The 17,123-nt window shown below is 41.7% G+C and carries 16 protein-coding genes; 9 read left to right on the forward strand and 7 right to left on the reverse strand.

Going from position 1 to position 17,123, the window contains the following annotated elements; translation table 11 throughout:
• Nucleotides 1-41: 41 nt before the first annotated feature.
• On the reverse strand, nucleotides 42-1,355 hold the full coding sequence (locus MTP24_RS17420) for a M20/M25/M40 family metallo-hydrolase (RefSeq protein ID WP_243534510.1): 1,314 nt from the start codon (nucleotides 1,353-1,355) through the stop codon (nucleotides 42-44).
• Between the two features lie 470 nt (nucleotides 1,356-1,825).
• Here MTP24_RS17420 and MTP24_RS17425 point away from each other — a divergent pair, with 470 nt between their 5' ends.
• Together MTP24_RS17425 and MTP24_RS17430 are read left to right on the forward strand one after the other, a co-directional pair.
• Entirely contained in the window at nucleotides 1,826-2,269 is a 444-nt protein-coding gene (locus tag MTP24_RS17425; protein WP_243534512.1) for a hypothetical protein, read from the forward strand.
• A 57-nt stretch (nucleotides 2,270-2,326) separates the two neighbouring features.
• Entirely contained in the window at nucleotides 2,327-2,860 is a 534-nt protein-coding gene (locus tag MTP24_RS17430) for a HEPN domain-containing protein (protein ID WP_243534514.1), read from the forward strand.
• Between the two features lie 109 nt (nucleotides 2,861-2,969).
• Here MTP24_RS17430 and MTP24_RS17435 read toward each other — a convergent pair whose 3' ends face one another.
• Nucleotides 2,970-3,650: an SDR family oxidoreductase gene (locus MTP24_RS17435; RefSeq protein ID WP_004587015.1), complete on the reverse strand. Its 681-nt coding sequence runs from the start codon at nucleotides 3,648-3,650 to the stop codon at nucleotides 2,970-2,972.
• 227 nt (nucleotides 3,651-3,877) lie between these two features.
• Complete coding sequence (locus MTP24_RS17440) at nucleotides 3,878-4,876, reverse strand: DUF4382 domain-containing protein (protein WP_243534516.1); 999 nt, start codon at nucleotides 4,874-4,876, stop codon at nucleotides 3,878-3,880.
• A gap of 345 nt (nucleotides 4,877-5,221) precedes the next feature.
• On the opposite strand from MTP24_RS17440, the gene MTP24_RS17445 reads away from it, so the two are divergent.
• Nucleotides 5,222-6,076: a mechanosensitive ion channel domain-containing protein gene (locus MTP24_RS17445; protein ID WP_243534518.1), complete on the forward strand. Its 855-nt coding sequence runs from the start codon at nucleotides 5,222-5,224 to the stop codon at nucleotides 6,074-6,076.
• A 77-nt stretch (nucleotides 6,077-6,153) separates the two neighbouring features.
• On the opposite strand, the gene astB is transcribed toward MTP24_RS17445, so the two are convergent.
• From astB to MTP24_RS17460, 3 genes are all read right to left on the reverse strand, one after another.
• Nucleotides 6,154-7,500 carry an N-succinylarginine dihydrolase gene (astB, locus tag MTP24_RS17450; RefSeq protein ID WP_243533775.1) on the reverse strand — a complete coding sequence of 449 codons (1,347 nt, stop codon included), beginning with the start codon at nucleotides 7,498-7,500 and terminating at the stop codon, nucleotides 6,154-6,156.
• Between the two features lie 412 nt (nucleotides 7,501-7,912).
• A complete protein-coding gene (locus tag MTP24_RS17455; RefSeq protein ID WP_243533778.1) occupies nucleotides 7,913-9,016 on the reverse strand; it encodes a major royal jelly family protein in 1,104 nt (367 codons plus the stop codon).
• Nucleotides 9,013-10,029 carry a zinc-binding alcohol dehydrogenase family protein gene (locus MTP24_RS17460; protein WP_243533780.1) on the reverse strand — a complete coding sequence of 339 codons (1,017 nt, stop codon included), beginning with the start codon at nucleotides 10,027-10,029 and terminating at the stop codon, nucleotides 9,013-9,015. Before MTP24_RS17460 ends, MTP24_RS17455 begins: the two co-directional genes overlap by 4 nt.
• A gap of 110 nt (nucleotides 10,030-10,139) precedes the next feature.
• Here MTP24_RS17460 and MTP24_RS17465 point away from each other — a divergent pair, with 110 nt between their 5' ends.
• Nucleotides 10,140-11,039, forward strand: a complete 900-nt coding sequence (locus MTP24_RS17465) for a LysR family transcriptional regulator (RefSeq protein WP_243533783.1) — start codon at nucleotides 10,140-10,142, stop codon at nucleotides 11,037-11,039.
• Here the strand turns inward: MTP24_RS17465 and MTP24_RS17470 are convergent.
• The gene (locus MTP24_RS17470; RefSeq protein WP_243533785.1) at nucleotides 11,028-11,486 is read right to left on the reverse strand and encodes a MarR family transcriptional regulator; all 459 of its coding nucleotides are present in this window, start codon (nucleotides 11,484-11,486) and stop codon (nucleotides 11,028-11,030) included. The two genes, MTP24_RS17465 and MTP24_RS17470, sit on opposite strands and share 12 nt — an antisense overlap.
• A 134-nt stretch (nucleotides 11,487-11,620) precedes the next feature.
• Between MTP24_RS17470 and MTP24_RS17475 the strand changes: the two genes are divergently transcribed.
• From MTP24_RS17475 to MTP24_RS17495, 5 genes are all read left to right on the forward strand, one after another.
• Nucleotides 11,621-12,049 (forward strand): organic hydroperoxide resistance protein, encoded by a 429-nt coding sequence (locus MTP24_RS17475; protein WP_029773654.1) that lies wholly within the window; start codon nucleotides 11,621-11,623, stop codon nucleotides 12,047-12,049.
• Nucleotides 12,050-12,235: 186 nt separating this feature from the next.
• A complete protein-coding gene (locus tag MTP24_RS17480; RefSeq protein WP_006794425.1) occupies nucleotides 12,236-12,589 on the forward strand; it encodes a metalloregulator ArsR/SmtB family transcription factor in 354 nt (117 codons plus the stop codon).
• 38 nt (nucleotides 12,590-12,627) lie between these two features.
• Entirely contained in the window at nucleotides 12,628-13,638 is a 1,011-nt protein-coding gene (locus tag MTP24_RS17485; protein ID WP_243533787.1) for an ArsJ-associated glyceraldehyde-3-phosphate dehydrogenase, read from the forward strand.
• A gap of 29 nt (nucleotides 13,639-13,667) precedes the next feature.
• Nucleotides 13,668-14,885 carry an organoarsenical effux MFS transporter ArsJ gene (arsJ, locus tag MTP24_RS17490; protein ID WP_006794427.1) on the forward strand — a complete coding sequence of 406 codons (1,218 nt, stop codon included), beginning with the start codon at nucleotides 13,668-13,670 and terminating at the stop codon, nucleotides 14,883-14,885.
• A 103-nt stretch (nucleotides 14,886-14,988) separates the two neighbouring features.
• Nucleotides 14,989-17,109, forward strand: coding sequence for a methyl-accepting chemotaxis protein (locus MTP24_RS17495; protein ID WP_243533789.1), 2,121 nt, complete (start codon nucleotides 14,989-14,991; stop codon nucleotides 17,107-17,109).
• Nucleotides 17,110-17,123 lie beyond the last annotated feature (14 nt).

The following is a 17,123-nucleotide window of genomic DNA, read 5'->3' on the forward strand; positions in this document are numbered from 1 at the left end:
TTGAACGAGTGCAAAAGTAACAGCACTCGTTTTAAATACTTTTACATTTGGCCTAATCTATATACAAGCAGCGCTGTTTTAGCGGTGTTTTTATTAAGTGAGGTTAAATCGGCGGTTTCGTTTTTAGTGTGTGCGCCATTGCCCATTAGGCCTAGTCCATCAAGCGCCATATCAACATGGTTTGCAGCAAACGAAATATCAGCAGCACCGGCATTACGTGGGTTTGCAGCCTCCACTTTGTTATAGCCTAAGTCTTGGCTTGCTTGGCTATACAGTGCAAGCAGCTTTTTATTACCCTCGGTGAGCCCCATTGGTGGGTAGCCGTCTTCAAAAATAAGCTCAGCTTGGCTGCCATTTAAGCTTTTAGCCACTATTTGCTGCATCACTTTTTTAGCGCCTTCTACCTGCTTTGGCGAAAGCGCCCGTAAATCACCCGCTACATGCACGGTTTGCGCAATTACGTTACTTTTACCAAACGCCGTGGCTGACGAGTTAGCGCTGTCGTAATCGGCATTTGTACCGCCTACAATAAGCCCGGGGTTAAAGGTTAAATTAGGTTGTGTAGCTAGTTGCTCTCTAAAGTCATTTAAAATACGCGACGCCTCGTAAATAGCGCCATAGCCCACATTGTCACTAAATATTTGCGATGAATGTGCAGCATTGGCCGTTACATTTAACGTCCAGCCGGTATAGCCACGGCGCGCCGCCATCGCGGTTTTAATATTGTTATCGCCGTTCTCAAAACCTAGCGCTACGTCAGCCCAAATTGCGCCATCAACAATGGCTTGTTTAGATAAGCTCAGTGGGCGGCCGCTGCTTTCTTCATCGCCGGTAAGCAGCACTTTTACGCTTACGTTTTCAAGTAAATTGAGCGCTTGCAGGCTTTTAAGTGCGGTAATTATAATAGTGTTACCACCTTTCATGTCGGCTACACCTGGGCCGCTCGCGGTGTGTTCATCAATTTGTTTATAGGTAGTAAAGTTATCGTGTTTAGCAAACACGGTATCAAGATGGCCGATCATCAGTATTTTTATTGCATCGGGGTTTTTACTTTTGTGCGCAGCTAATACATGCCCAGCTCGGTTAAACGCGCTGCCATCTAACCACTCAACCTTAAAACCAATGGCTTTTAGTTGCTCGCTTGCAAGCGCGCCCACCTTTTTTACGCCTTCAATATTTAGTGAACCGCTATTAATGTTTACCGCTTGTTTTATCTCTTCAAGCGCTTGCGGCATATTTTGCTCAACCTGTTTTACTATTTCACGCTCGTTTTTATTAAGCGCCGCGTGGCTTGTAAACGGTAGGGTACTCGCAAGGGTAAAAATAAGTGCTTGGCTAAATTTTAAAAGTGACATAACAGCCTAATAATTGAAAAATAGTTCAGCTAATATGAAGTAAAAATGCAAAGGGTTCAATAGGCGTGCTTTATATCTTGTATAAACAACAACGAGTTACAAGGTTAAGGGGTAAAGGGTGTATACGTTACTAATTTAAGCACACGTATTTAAAATAAACCTCTTACTAATAAGCAGTCTGTATTATTGCATATCAATATGTCTGATATTACTGAACTCCACCATTTTGGGGTTTTGCTGCATTTAGGAAAGGTAAGGTGAAGCTAACTATTTGTTTACAGGTGTTTATTTTATAGCTAGGATGAAATCAGTATAAAATAGGGACATTTGGCAGTTTATAAACGGCAAATGTCGTAGACTAAATTGTTATAGCAAAAGGGAGAACCATGGCATTACCTAAGCCAAGAACGGATATCACAAAACTGCTTTTATCGACTCCATCTCATTTTGTAGGTCAATATGAAAATGACGTGTTTCGAATCGTCAATGCAAACGAGAATGCACGAGTAAGCGTATACACACCAAAGGCAGATGAAAGAATTTATCGGGAATACATTGAAATTACCGTTGCAACGCCTGAGTACAAAAAAGACACCATCGTAATACCTGATTATAGCCAAATTGGTGAGAACTTTAGTATCGCACTCTCTGTGTTATTTGGAAAACGGTTCGACTCTCATGGATTAATACAACAACACGGATGGCCTTACGTTCCGTCAGTTGAATCTAGCCACCAAATATATAACAAGAACCTGAGCTTCAATAGTGTTAATAAAAGAGCGGATTATCAGATAGAACTAAGCCTAGAAAACATTAAATACATTGAACACGTTTTGTTTGAGCATGATGGCGATAACGCTGATGCTCACTCAACATTTTGGTATGCGGGTAGGTACTATATACAGGCAATTTGAATAGTTGAAGAAAGCCCAGAGTTAGCATTTCTTAGTCTTATAACTGCTGGTGAAATATTGGCGTCTCACTTCAAATACCCAATAGAAGAGTTGCTTGACGAAAATACAAAGCAGTTATTAAAACAACTCAAGGGGCTAGGTAAAGATGGGGAGAAACTGCACAAAAAAGTTAGCTCTAAATTAATGGGGATTTCAGAGGCATTCTGTAAGTTTATTATTGATTGCCTAGATAGTGATTTTTTCAATAGAACTGAAGCAAAGCATGAATTCCAAAAGCTTTCAGAGTCGGATATAAAACAGAGATTAAAAGCCGCCTATAATTTGCGTAGTAAGTATGTTCATGCTGGGAAATTACCGTCTTCTTGGATGGCGGTGAACTATTTACGTGATAATGAGGAAGTCATACACAGTAATCCTGTAATCGAAGATAAAGACATGCAGAAATCAATCAAACGTTCGCCTACATTCATCGGGATGGAACGGATAATAAGGTATTCATTGATAAAGTTTCTCATACAAACGGATATTATCGAGGATGACTTGGAAAGCTATAACAAGTCAAGCCAGGGGAAAGATCAAGAAATAGACTAGACACCTATCTTAAATTCTTCATTCTATCCAGCCAGTATTTATCAAAAACAACCATCAGGTTTAACGCCATTAGCATTAAACCTGATAGCTCAAACTCAACCAATCAGCGTTAATTAGTCGGCATTAAATATATCTCGCGCACGTTGTTGCGCTGGTTTGCTTCAATGGCAAACAGTACGGCGTCGGCCACATCTTGTGGGTCGAGTTTGTCGGGTTTTGCTTCATCAAAAAATGGAGTGTTTACCATGCCAGGGGCTATGGTGGTACAGCGGCCGTTCCACTCGCTCATTTCCTCAGCTAAGTTTTGCCCAAACCCGTAAGCAAACCATTTAGTTGCACCGTAAATAGAGCCTTTTATTGGCTTACGGCCAGCGGCTGAGCTGGTTAATATAAAGTGGCCTTTGTTTTGGCGTAAATGGGGCAGGGTTGCTTTTGCCGTCCACAGCAGGGCTTTAATGTTTATATCTATCATGGTTGACCATTCATCGGGGTCGCCTTTTTCGGTGCCTGCGGTTGAAACGCCCATACCTGCGTTGGCAAATGCGGCATCTAGTCGGCCAAATTTTTTAAGCCCTTTTGTTACTACGTTTTCAAGTTCGGTAAAGTCGGTGGCATCTGCGGGTACACTCAGTGCGTTATCTTCACCTAACGACTCAACTAGTTCAGCTAATTTATCTTCACTTCTGGCGGTAAGAATGACTTTATGGCCGTTATTAACCAATGTTTTTGCACTCGCTTCACCTATGCCACTAGAGGCACCTGTAATTAGAACTACTTTTTCTTTCGCCATGATTATTTCTCCTATGTTTACATATTCAAAATGATAAGAACGGTTTAACTAATACGTGCTATTAACTGTACCAGTTCTGGGTTAACGGGGCTTGAATGCAGGTCACTTTACGAATGAATTATTTGGATGATGTTAGGTGAGTGGCTTTAATGGGTTTTTGCAAAGGTGGAGTGTTCGTTTTTGTTATACTTTTTATAAAAAAGCGCACCTTAAAGTGCGCTATACGTTTATTGTGTTATGTCAAAGCTAACTGAAAGGTCCTCAGCTTGCTGTACACTAATTTGCTCAAGTTGATAAACAGTGAAATCAGTATCTTCTAGCTCTGCATCGTCTATATGTGCGGTGCACGTATAGCCAAGTTGGTAGTCTCCCGGTGTAATGAAAGCAAGCTCAAACTCATATTGGTTATCGTCTTGGTCAAATACAACATTTGCGGTCGCAAGTGGGGCATCTTCTGGGGTTTGCTCATCTATTTCGTATATATCTTTAGGTATTTGAGCATCTGATGAATATAAATATACGGCGTGTCCAAACGTTGAATCTGCAGCAGCAGTGGCGATATTGTCTGTTTCACAGTTATTAATAAGCGCTTGGCTTACTGTGCCTTCAATTTCTTGTGACTCAGAAAGATTTTGTAATCGTACGCCTCTAGGTTTTAAAAAGATCTCCTCATTATTTTGGGGATCGACCAGCGATTTTTTTAGGTCAAATTCTAAAACAAAGTCGTTATCAGTTTGGTTAAGTGTAAAGCCATCGAGTTGTATTTCGCCTACACCATCATTCCCTTTTCTTTTAACCACGAGCGGAGCAATGCTGTCGTCTTCGTATACTACGTGAGATGTAAAACTAAGGTTATTAGTATCGCCATTTATAACCTGAGCGCGGATCCACGAGTATTCGCCTGCTGGCACTTCTTGATCGTCAAGCAGCTCAAAAACATCGTCCCCGGTGTAATCGAGCAAATTAACCATTTGTGGTTGAGATGCGTCAGCTTCACTTCGGGTTTCAAAACTAAATTCTTCATCGCCTTGTGTTTTAATAGTGATTGAATCAAACACGACGTTAACCGCTTTTAAACCACTAACCGGCGCATCTGACACACCAAGGCTAAAGGTTGATTTGTCGCTAGATTGTGGCGGTGTTGTGTCATTGTCATCACTTGAAGAGCCACACCCGGCTAATGCAAAAAGAACGGCGCTGCTGACTAATGTTGATTTAAAATTCATGATTTACTCCTTTAGTTTATAAAGCGGATTGTAGAAGAGCTAAGCTGAATTTAAATTGAACTGGTTTTTAGAATAGTTACTTGAAATTAATTTTTATTTTACTTTGCGCATTTTGGAACAAAAGTATGTACGCCATAGGTTAACTAGTTTGTGAGCACTAAGGTTTTAAGTGTGAAAATTTAAGCGAAAAAAGAAAAACTTTGCCCAATTAATTTGCTGATATAGGCACACCTTCCACTTATTTTAATGCTATCGCTTTAAAATTTTTACTATATACTCCCGCCACTTCTTTTGAAGTGTATAGATTTAATTCTTGCTGATAATCAGCCCATAGTTGGAATATGTATGAAAGATAAACTTATTGTGTTTTGGCAAAGCCATTCAGAAACTATCATCACTTTAGGTTACAAAGTGGTATTAGCTTTGGCTATTTTAGTTGCGAGCGCGCTTATTGCACGCTCGGTTAAAAAAGCGATTAAAAATTCTAAATCGCCATTAAAAAAAGTAGACGAAACGCTACTACCGCTTCTATCGAGCATTGCGGGGTATTTAGTTTACATAATTGCTGGGCTGTTTATTTTAGATATTTTTGGCGTTAATACGGCAAGCTTAATAGCGCTAATGGGCGCGGCGGGTTTAGCTATTGGTTTGGCGCTTAAAAACACCTTAAGTAATATTGCCGCTGGCATTATGTTATTAATACTTAGGCCATTTAAAATAGGCGATTTTGTAGATGCGAGCGGCACGCTTGGCACAGTGAACGAAATAAACTTATTTACGACCATTTTTAAAACCACCGACGGCCTTTATATCGCATCGCCTAACGGTAAAGTGTGGGGCGGCAACATTAAAAACTTTACCCGCAACGGTAAAAGGCGCATGGATATAGTGGTGGGAATTTCGTACGCCGACTCTATTGATGTAGGCTTAAATGTACTTAAAGAACTCGCCGAATCAGAAAGCCGACTACTTGCAGAGCCAGCGCCTAAAGTAATGGTTACTTCAATAGGCGAAAGCGCAGTAAATATTCAATTACGTGCATGGGCTGTAAATGGCGATTACTGGCAAACCGTGTGGGATTTAAATAAGCGCGTTAAAGAGGCTATAGAAGGCGCGGGGTTGAGCATTCCGTTTCCGCAGCGTACGTTGCATATATCTGAGTCGATGGCATCGGCAGTAACAGTAAGTAAAGAAACTTAAACTCTATTAGCATAAGCACAAATAAAAATAGCGAGCCTTGGCTCGCTATTTTTGTATCAGCTTTTTGCTGACGAGTATTAACCTTCTAATTGAAAGTCGTATACCGAGCCTAAGTTAAGCAGTTGGGATAGTTCATCCAGTGCTTGGTAGCTTTCGGTAAGTAGAGCTGAATCGGCAAAGTCGTTTGCGCCTAATTTATCGCGGTAGTGACGTTTTGCCCAGTCACAAAGCTGTGTGTATTTAGTATCGGTTAAAATAACTTCTGGGTTTACAGCGCTTAGCTCTTGTTGGTTAAGGGCTACGCGTAAACGCAAGCATGCAGGGCCGCCGCCATTTTGCATACTTTGGCGCAGGTCAAAAAACTGCACTTGGTTGACTGGGTTATCGGCTAAAATCATTTCTTCAATGTAGGCGTTTACTGCGCTATTACGTTGGCACTCTTGTGGCGCTACTAATAGCATTGAGCCATCATCTAGGCTTACTAATTGGCTATTAAATAAGTAACTGCTTACTGCATCGCTAATGCTTACTTTATCGGTAGGTACTTCAATTATGTATAGCTGTTTGCTGCCGGTGTAGGCATCGCGAATTTCTTGCAGGGCATCTTGTTGGTTTAAAAATGCTTGCTGGTGGCAAAGTAATACGTTTGCGTTACCTACTGCAATTACATCGTTATGAAACACGCCTTGGTCTATTACATCTGGGTTTTGCTGCAGTAAAATTTGGCTCGATTCTTTTAAGTTATGTAATCGGCAAATGGCTTCTGAGGCTTCAAGTGTTTGCCTTGCAGGAAACTTAGCCGGTTTTGGTAATTGGCTGTTAAAGGCACTTGCACCAAATACAAACATTTCTAGGCCTTGCTCGCCGTGGCTGTCGCAAAGTCGGGTGTGGTTAGCCGCGCCTTCGTCGCCAAAAAAGCCCTGATCGGGTAAATGCGTGTGATGTGCAAAGTAGCTATCGTTATTAAACATGGCTTTTAGTAAGCGGGTAGTTGTAGCAGGCTCTAGGGAGCGATGAAACTTATTGTTTAAATTAGCTGAGGTAAAATGTACTTTGCCATCGAGGGTGTCTGGCGAAGGTGAAACAGTAGCGGCATTGGCAGTCCACATTGCAGAGGCCGAGTAACAGGCGCGCAATAAAATAGGGTCTGCTTTAAATGCTTTATGAATAACTTGCGAGTCGTTGCCGGTAAAACCTAGGCGACGAAGTACGTTTAAATCGGGGCGTGCGTGGGGCGCAAACACACCTTGTGTTAGGCCTTTGTCGTGCATGGCTTTCATTTTTTCAAGGCCCTGTAACACAGCTTCTTGAGGGTTTGAAAAACTTGCCGCATTATTTAACGAGGCAACGTTACCATACGATAAACCCGCATAGTTGTGAGTAGGGCCAACTAAGCCATCAAAATTTACTTCTAAGGCGTGCATACACGTTCCAATCATATTGTTTTTAGTAACTTAACAATACAACGCAATGGCCGCGCTTGCAAAGCCTATAAATACGAAATTTATCGGCTGTAAACTCGCTCTTTGTCGCACGTAGTATGGGTATTGCTCGGATCGTTTACCTGCCATACGCTAATGTCTAAACGCCATAGTAGGTAAAGGGTGTGGTATAGGTTAGCCATGGTATTTTCCTTGAAAGTTTCACTGAACACATCTGTACTTTGAAAGAATTATGCCAACTGTTAATTGAATATTTTATGAATACAAATCAGATATTTATTAAAACACTAAAAATAACTTTTGAGCGCTTAGCACCATTTTGGGGCTAAAAGGCTTAAAAGTTGCACCAAAAAGCCACGCAGCGGGTGCGTGGCGTATGGTTTATACGCTGTATTTAGCGCCCTACTTTACCCTTAACTAGTGGGTCGAACGACAGCACACTAAATTTTCCTTGGCTGGCATTTTTACCGTTATTTAATACTGGCGAGCGATGTAGCTCATCTACGGTAAAATATATTTTATGATCGGCGCCATAACTAAAGCCATCAGGCCAGCTTAAGCGCTCGTCTTTAAATAATACGTGGTATTTACCGCTTGGTTTTACTACGCCAATCGCGCCGTTAGTTATGTCGGTGACATACACATTGCCGCCGCCATCAACAATAATGCCATCTGAAATGGGTTTAGTGCCGTAACGCGTTACTTTACTTTCAAGGGCGCTTGCGCTCAGGCTTTTATTGTTAATATCGCTTGTGGCAATACGATAAACCGACGTGCCAGACATAGAGCCAAAGTAAAGCCACTGTTCACTTGGGTCGAGTGTGATTGGGTTTACGCCTAAACGAGCTGGTTGGCCGCCTAGTTTCATGGTACGCCCTTCAATGACCATGTCGATATTTTCGGCTGTGGTGTATGGGCTATTTTGTAATACTCTGCGCGCCTCACCTGTTTTTAAATTTACGGTAATAATAGCTGCTTGGCTGCCTTGTGCGGTGTCGGCAATGTATACAACGCCGTGTTTATTATCGATAACTAAATCGTTTAAAAACGAGGTGTCGGTAATGGTGGGTTTAGCTAAATAAATTATTTTATGCAGCTGCTCTTTGTTGGTATCCCAACCGACTAAACGCCCAGCATGATCAGGGCCTGATGTATCAAGCATCCATAATACGCCATCGGCAGATACATTTATGCCAAGTACATCGTAAAAGCCTTTGCCGTTTTTATACGCGTATGCCCATTCTTCATTAGGGTAGGGTTTGGTGGTGCCATCGCTTAATAGCTCCATAATTTTTTGTTTTTGGCCGTAAAAACCATGTACCGATAAAAACTTGCGACCCGATGGCGTAATAGCAATATTACCTGGTGGGTGCTGCGCGTCGAATGTGGCTACTGTTTTTAAATCAGCATTTTGATTAGCGGTATTCGCAAACACACTGCTGGTTAAAAACGCAGTGCTACAGGCTGCAACTAAAAGTATTTGTTTAATCTGGTTCATGCTTCAAAGCCTTCTAAAACAAGTTTACCGCGTGCGGTGTGCGATTCTAAAATTTGGTGTGCTTTATATAAATTAGCAGCGTTAATTAATCCTAAATTTTGCCCTAGCGTGGTTTTAAGTGTACCAGCGTCTATCAGCTCACTAATTTCATTAAGTAAGGTGTGCTGCGCCGTTATATCGGCGGTAGTAAATAGCGAGCGGGTAAACATAAACTCCCAGTGCACTGAAATACATTTACGCTTAAACTTTAAAATATCGAACGATGAAGGGTCATCTATTAGCGCAAATTTACCTTGGGGTTTAATACACTCCACTATTTGATCTTGGTATTGGTCGGTATGGGTTAAGCCAATAACGTAATCAAACTCAGCTAAACCTAGCTCTTTGCGCTGCTCGTTTAAGTTTTTAGAATGATCGAGCACGTGATCGGCTCCTAACTCTTTAAGCCAAGTTACGCTTTGCTCGCGCGATGCAGTACCTACTACGTTTAGCCCAGTAAGCTGCTTGGCAAGCTGTACTAAAATAGAGCCAACGCCACCTGCGGCGCCAATAACTAAAATAGATTGCTGAGTATTTTGCTTATTTTTTGGCACTTGCAGGCGATCAAACAGCATTTCGTAGGCGGTAATGCTGGTTAGCGGCAGCGCTGCGGCTTGTGCGTCGGTTAATGTTTTAGGCGCACGCCCTACAATACGCTCGTCAACTAATTGAAATTGCGCATTACTGCCTTGGCGCGATAAATCGCCGGCGTAAAATACACGCTCCCCCACATTAAATAACGAAACCGACTCGCCAACGGCTTTTACTATGCCTACGCCGTCCCAACCTAGTACTTTGTAGCCTTGCTCTGGCGCTACATTTGCACGTATTTTTGTATCTACAGGGTTTACCGAAATAGCCTTTACTTCAATAAGTAGGTCGTGCCCTGTAGCGGGTGGGGTATCAAGCTCAATTGCTTGTATAGAGCTTGCTGTGAGTGTTTTAGAGTTTTTGGTGTAGCCAAATGCTTTCATGTGGGTTCCTGATGATTTTAAGTACTTTTTAATATGTAAGCACTATAGCTCAGTTGAAAAATAGAAAAAGACATGAAAAACTAAAGCACTTTCAAATTTTAATTGAAAATATGCGATCATTTAACGATATTCAAACCTTTATAGATGTAGCTAGTTGCGCCAGTATTTCTGAAGCCGCACGGCAAAACGCGCAAACACCAGCGGCGGTAAGTGCAGCTATTAAGCGCCTAGAAAAAGATTTAGGAAACGTGCTGTTTATTCGCTCTACCCGCAGCTTACGATTAAGTGTGGCAGGGGAGCAGTTTTTAAGTTACGCCAAAGATTCACTTTCGCTTATTCAACAAGGGGTAGCTGCAGTACAAACCGCTGTGGGCGAAGTAACGGGAACGCTACAGGTATCGGCCCCGTGCGATTTAGGGCGTAATAAACTAAGTGAATGGCTTAATGAGTTTTTAGCGCAATACCCGCATGTAAAACTTAAACTGCACTTAAGTGACGAAGTAAGCGACATTTACAGCCAATCAATTGATATTGCACTGCGCTTTGGTGTACCAAAAGATTCGCAGTTAATTGCAGCGCCACTTTTTTTAAATAATGCGCGTATTTTAGTGGCCTCTCCTGAATATGTAGCAAACAATGGGTTGCTTACACACCCCCTTAACTTAACGCAGCACACCACCATTACCTTTATGCGCTTTGGCGAAGTGTTTAAAGAGTGGCGATTTTATAAAAATGGCGCAGTGCAAAAAGTGCAGCTAAATTGCCAACACATAGTTAACGATGGCGAAATGGTTAGGCGCTGGGCGCTAGAGGGCAAAGGCATTGCGTATAAGTCGTACTTGGATGTAATTGATGATTTAGCAAGCGGGCAACTCGTTCATTTATGCCCCGAGTGGCAAAGCGATCCGCTACCGCTTTATATGATGTACGCCGACCGGCGACAAATGACCCCGGTGATCAGCGCATTTAGGGCGTTTATTCAACAAAAAATAACCGCGTTAGTTGGCTAACTCATCATCGTTTTTAGTTGTTAAATCGCTTATTACTAAATCAAGTAGCTGCATTAGCTGTTTAGCTTGTGTGGGGTCTACACTTTCAAACTTACATAATATATTTTTTGGAATATCAGCAGCTTCGTTTTTAAGGGCTTGCCCACTTTGGGTAAGCTGAATTAGGCGCTTACGCTTATCGTGCTCATCTTTAATAACAGCCAGCAGAGACTTTTCGGTCATTTTTTTGAGTATTTGGGTCATAGCGCCGCCATCAATAGCGGTTTTATCTATTAGCTGCGCTATGGTTATTTTGTCTCGCTCCCACAGCGCCATCATTACTACATATTGCGGATACGTTAAGTTAAGCGCAGCCAAAGGCTCACGGTAAGCACGTGCAATGCTATTTGATGCCATATATAACCTATGACAAAGCTGATTTTTTAATTTTAATTGCTCAAACGACATGCCCAACTCCCAACGCGTTAATACTTTAAACTCAAAAACATTTTAATTTGCATGCAAAGTATTTGCAATCTCTAATTACTTGGCCTATTATTTTGCATGCAAATTAAATTAATTGATAAACTTTGGAGTTCACTATGAATGTATTACAAAACGTTGCCTACACAGCAAAAGCAACTGCAACCGGTGGCCGTGAAGGTGTAGCTAAATCAGACGATGGCCGTTTAAATGTAAACTTATCAACCCCAAAAGGGCTAGGTGGTGACGACGGACAAGGCACAAACCCAGAGCAATTATTTGCAGCTGGTTATGCAGCGTGCTTTATTGGTGCACTAAAATTTGTAGCCGGTAGCGAAAAAATTGCGCTACCAAGTGATACACATATTAATTCTGAAGTATCTATTGGCGCAATTGAAGGCGGGTTTGGCATTGCAGTTAAATTAGCAGTATCACTAGGTGATATGGATAAAGCAGCAGCGCAAGAACTTGTAAATAAAGCACACCAAGTATGCCCATACTCAAACGCTACACGCGGTAACATTGAAGTAGAGCTTTCGGTTATTTAATTAACTGATTACTTAGCATTGTAAAAGCCCAGTGGTTTGCCACTGGGCTTTTTTGTGCGCTGCAATTTACTAGAGATCACATTAATTGAAGCGTGCTTTAAATAAATATACGGAAAATCATATATTCACTATTTCATATATTCTAATTTTGTTTTATTGTATGCACACTAACTAAACGAGGATGCTATGGAACAACTCAACCCACTTCAATTTTACAAATGCTTAGCCGACGATACGCGCTTAAAAGCCATGTTATTAATTAGCCATGAGCAAGAGCTATGTGTGTGTGAGCTTGTTGCTGCGCTTGAGCTAAGCCAACCTAAAGTGTCGCGCCATTTAGCGCAGCTTAGGCAATGTGGCTTATTGAGCGACCGTAAGCAAAATCAATGGGTGTATTACAGCATTAATAAAGCCTTGCCAGAGTGGGCTCTTAGCGTAATAGCACAAACCAAAAACGAAAATTCTGCGTTTTATAACGACGATTTAAATCGACTCAATGCAATGGGTAATCGCCCTGAGCGTGCAGCAAGCTGCTGTTAATTAAGCAAATTGATATAACTTTACTAAAGGTATTTATTATGACAATTAAAGTAGGTATTAACGGCTTTGGCCGTATGGGACGTTTAACACTGCGCGCAGCACTAGAGTGGCCAGAAGTAGAATTTATTAAAGTAAACGATGTAGCGGGCGATGCTAAAACACATGCCCATTTATTAGAGTTTGACTCAGTGCACGGGCGTTTAGCGCACAGCGTTACAGCAAACGAAAATAGCTTTAGTGTGGCTAAACATACTATTGCCGTTACCAATAACAAAACCATTAACGACACCGATTGGTCTGATTGCGATGTAGTAATAGAAGCCAGCGGTAAAATGAAAACCACTGAGTTGTTAAATCAATATTTAGCCCAAGGTGTTAAGCGCGTTGTGGTAACCGCTCCGGTAAAAGAAGACGGCATTTTAAATGTGGTTATGGGCGTTAACGATGATTTATATAACCCAGATGAGCACAAAATTGTGACTGCGGCTTCGTGTACGACTAACTGTTTAGCGCCTATTGTAAAAGTACTGCAAGAAAAAGTAGGCATTAAGCACGGCTCAATGACCACTATTCACGATATTACCAATACCCAAACTATTATTGATGCGCCACATAAAGACTTACGCCGTGCTCGTTCGTGCGGGACAAGTTTAATACCCACCACAACAGGTAGTGCAACAGCCATTACGCATATATTCCCTGAGTTAAAAGGTAAGTTAAATGGCCATGCCGTGCGCGTACCTTTAACTAACGCATCTATTACCGACTGTGTATTTGAGCTTGAGCGTGGAGTAACTGCAACTGAGGTGAATGAATGGTTTGCTCAGGCGTCTAAAAACGAGCTTGCAGGTGTATTAGGTTACGAAGAAAAACCGCTGGTATCGATTGATTACAAAACCGATCCACGCAGTAGCATTATTGATGCGCTTTCTACCATGGTTATTAATAACACCCAGCTTAAATTATACGCTTGGTACGATAACGAATGGGGCTACGCTAATCGTACCGCCGAGCTTATGCTTAAAGTTGCTAAAAGCGACTTGGTTTAACCATTTATAAGGTTTAAAGGGCTTTAACTATGTTTGAGCAACTTGCTAATTTACCTACAGCAATAAAACAGTATTTAATTATTACCGGTAATTACTGGGCATTTACCTTAACCGATGGCGCACTACGCATGCTGGTGGTGCTGCATTTTCATCAGTTAGGGTATGGTGCATTGGCCATTGCCATGCTGTTTTTGTTTTATGAAATTTTTGGTGTGATCACCAATTTAGTGGGCGGTTGGCTAGGGGCTCATTTAGGCCTGAATAAAACCATGAACTTTGGCTTGGCGCTGCAAATAATGGCGCTTGCCATGTTATGCGCGCCAAGTGAGTGGCTTACAGTGGCTTATGTTATGGCGGCGCAAGCGCTTAGCGGTATAGCCAAAGATTTAAATAAAATGAGTGCCAAAAGCGCCATTAAACATTTAGTGCCCGAGGGAGAAAGCGGCCAAGGGCAGCTTTACAAGTGGGTGGCTATTTTAACGGGCTCTAAAAATGCGTTAAAAGGGGTGGGCTTCTTTTTAGGCGGTTTACTTCTTACGGTACTGGGTTTTGTAGGTGCTTTAAAAGCCCTAATTTTATTACTCACTATTGCGTGGATTATTAGCGTTGTATTTTTAAAAGGCGACATGGGTAAAGCTAAAAATAAACCCAAGTTTAAAGAGCTATTTTCTAAATCTCGTGCAATAAATTTATTAAGTGCAGCACGATTATGCTTGTTTGCCGCGCGTGATGTATGGTTTGTAGTGGCTTTACCTATTTATTTAGCCCAGCAGTTTAACTGGAACTTTTGGTGGGTTAGTGGCTTTATGGCACTTTGGGTGATTGGCTACGGTGGTGTGCAATCGCAAGCGCCGCGTATTACCGGCACCAGCAATTCAAACGTTGATACCGTTAAACACGCCTATTTATGGGTATTGCTGCTAAGTGGTGTAACAGCACTTTTAGCACTACTTATGCAATTTGATGTGGCTGTGCATGCCACCTTGATTATAGGTTTACTTATATTTGGCGGTGTATTTGCCGTTAACTCATCAGTACATAGTTATTTAATTGTCAGCTTTGCTAAAAGCGATGGTGTATCGCTTGATGTTGGCTTTTATTATATGGCCAATGCCATGGGGCGTTTACTGGGTACGGTGCTTTCGGGGTGGGTGTTTCAGGTTTATGGTTTTGTAGCGTGTTTGTGGGTGAGCGTTGCTTTACTCATAGGTGCCTCAATAACCACAGCTATTTTGGCTAAGCGTTAAAACTCAACGTATTGTATTAAATTAAATTTTGTTCGCGGTTATCGATAGCTTGATTAGTAAAATCGTCTAAACTGTACTTGTAGTTTAAACAAAGGGCAGGTCAATGCGAGAAATATCGTTAGCAAAAAAACTATTATGGCTTACAGTAGGTAGCATATTTATAACCGTGTTACTGCTATCGAGCATTCTGTGGTGGGAGCTGTCGTCGAGTAACGATGAGCTATCAAGCCAATCAGAAAAATACATAGTGGCAGAAGTTGAAGAAAAACTAAGTGCGAACGCGGCTGTATACGGTGAAAGAATTGCAGGGTTTATTAACGAAGCATACCGTGTCCCTTTTTCACTAGCTGCCATATTAAGTGGCACGGCGGGTAATGACGCACTTAGCCGCGAATCCGTTGTTAATCTTAATAAATCCATATTAAATAATAATGAGTCGCTTTCTTCCATCTATTCCCAGTTTGAAGTAAATGGGTATGATTCAAAAGATACTCAATTTACAAACGGTTACAGTCACTCTGTTGACGGTGCTGGTACACTCGAAATTTATTTTACTCGCAGTAAAGAAGGCGTGGTCGAGCAGCAAGTTGTAGACGACCCTGCCGAAAAATATTTTACTAAGCTTAATGAATTTGGCCTACGAGAGTCTGAATGGTATTTGTGTGCTAAAGACAACGTAAAGCCGTGTATTATGGAACCTTACTTATACGAAATTACACCAGGCAATTCAGAAATGATGACGTCTCTTACGGTTCCTATTGTCAGAGACGGTCGGTTTGTTGGTATATCTGGCGTTGATTTAACGTTGCCGGTTTTTCAAAAATTAACAGAGCAGCTTTCAAAAGAGCTGTATAACGGTCAAGCTAAGGTTACCTTATTAAGTGATTTTGGTTTAATCGTAGGCAGTAGCCACTACAAAACCAAGCTTGGCCGGCCTTACAAAGAAGCAATGTCATCCACTATTACCAGTAAAGTTGAAAAGGTACGAGGTGAAAATAATCTTTTAAAAGCGGATGACACTTACCTGGTTAATTACCCCATAAATATAAAGCATGCAGACACTCAGTGGTCGCTCATTATTGAAGTACCTGCAAATTTAGCTCTGGCTGGCCCACAGGCTTTGAGTGAAAATATGCAAAGTACCGCAGCAGCATTGGGCACTATTATTTTAGTAACCGGCTTAATTATTGCGGGTGTTGCTTTTGTAGTTATGAAATTTGTTGTAGCAGGTGTTATAGCCCCACTTGAACAAATACAAGAACGCGTTGATAACCTAGCCAGTTCAGAAGGCGACTTAACACACACCTTACATGTAGACAGCCATGCCGAACTAATTGCACTGGCTGGTGGCTTTAACCGCTTTTTAACTAAATTACGCGTCCTAATTGCTGAGCTTAAAGCCGTATCAGATCAGACTAAGCAGCAAGGCGAAATTGCTCAGCATATAGCCATCGACACAAAACATAATGTGCAGGCGCAGTTTAAAGAAATAGAAAGCGTTGTTACCGCTATGAACGAAATGAGCGCAACAGCGCTTGAGGTAGCAAGAGCTTCAGAACAGTCAGCGCAGCAAGCTGACGAAATAAACGGCTTAGTGGTAAGCAGTGAGTCGAGCTTGTCGTCGGCTATGACGCAAGTAAAAACCATGTCTGAAGAAATAAAAGAGGCAAACCAGGCAGTTGAAAAAGTAGCGACACGTAGTAAAGACATAACGCAAATTTTAGATGTGATCAGAACCATTTCAGAGCAAACTAATTTACTGGCACTCAATGCAGCCATTGAGGCAGCAAGGGCTGGCGAACACGGCCGAGGTTTTGCAGTTGTTGCTGATGAAGTAAGAGCACTTGCTTCTAAAACCCGTTCATCTACTGATGACATTAGCAACCTAATAGACAGCCTACTGCATGAGGTTGGTAATGCTTCCACCGTAATAGAAAAAGGCGTTGTAAGAGCACAAAACGCGGTTGACGAAACCTCTGTCGCCTTTGACGCGTTGCACAGTGTGGTTGTAAAAGTGGATGAAATAACCAATCAAATAACGCATATTGCAACAGCTGCTGAAGAGCAAAGCTTAGTAACAGAAGAAATAAATCGTAATTTAACGCTTATTTCTGATGCGGCATCTCAGTTGTCTGGTTTATCTTCGCAGGCAGGCGATAGTAGCGAAGTTCTTAATAAGCTGGTTGCTCAACAAGATAGCGAACTCAATAAGTTAAAAACCTAACAGGTACATAATTC

Origin of the sequence: Pseudoalteromonas sp. APM04 (assembly GCF_022809815.1) — a bacterium.
Taxonomy (GTDB): domain Bacteria; phylum Pseudomonadota; class Gammaproteobacteria; order Enterobacterales; family Alteromonadaceae; genus Pseudoalteromonas; species Pseudoalteromonas marina.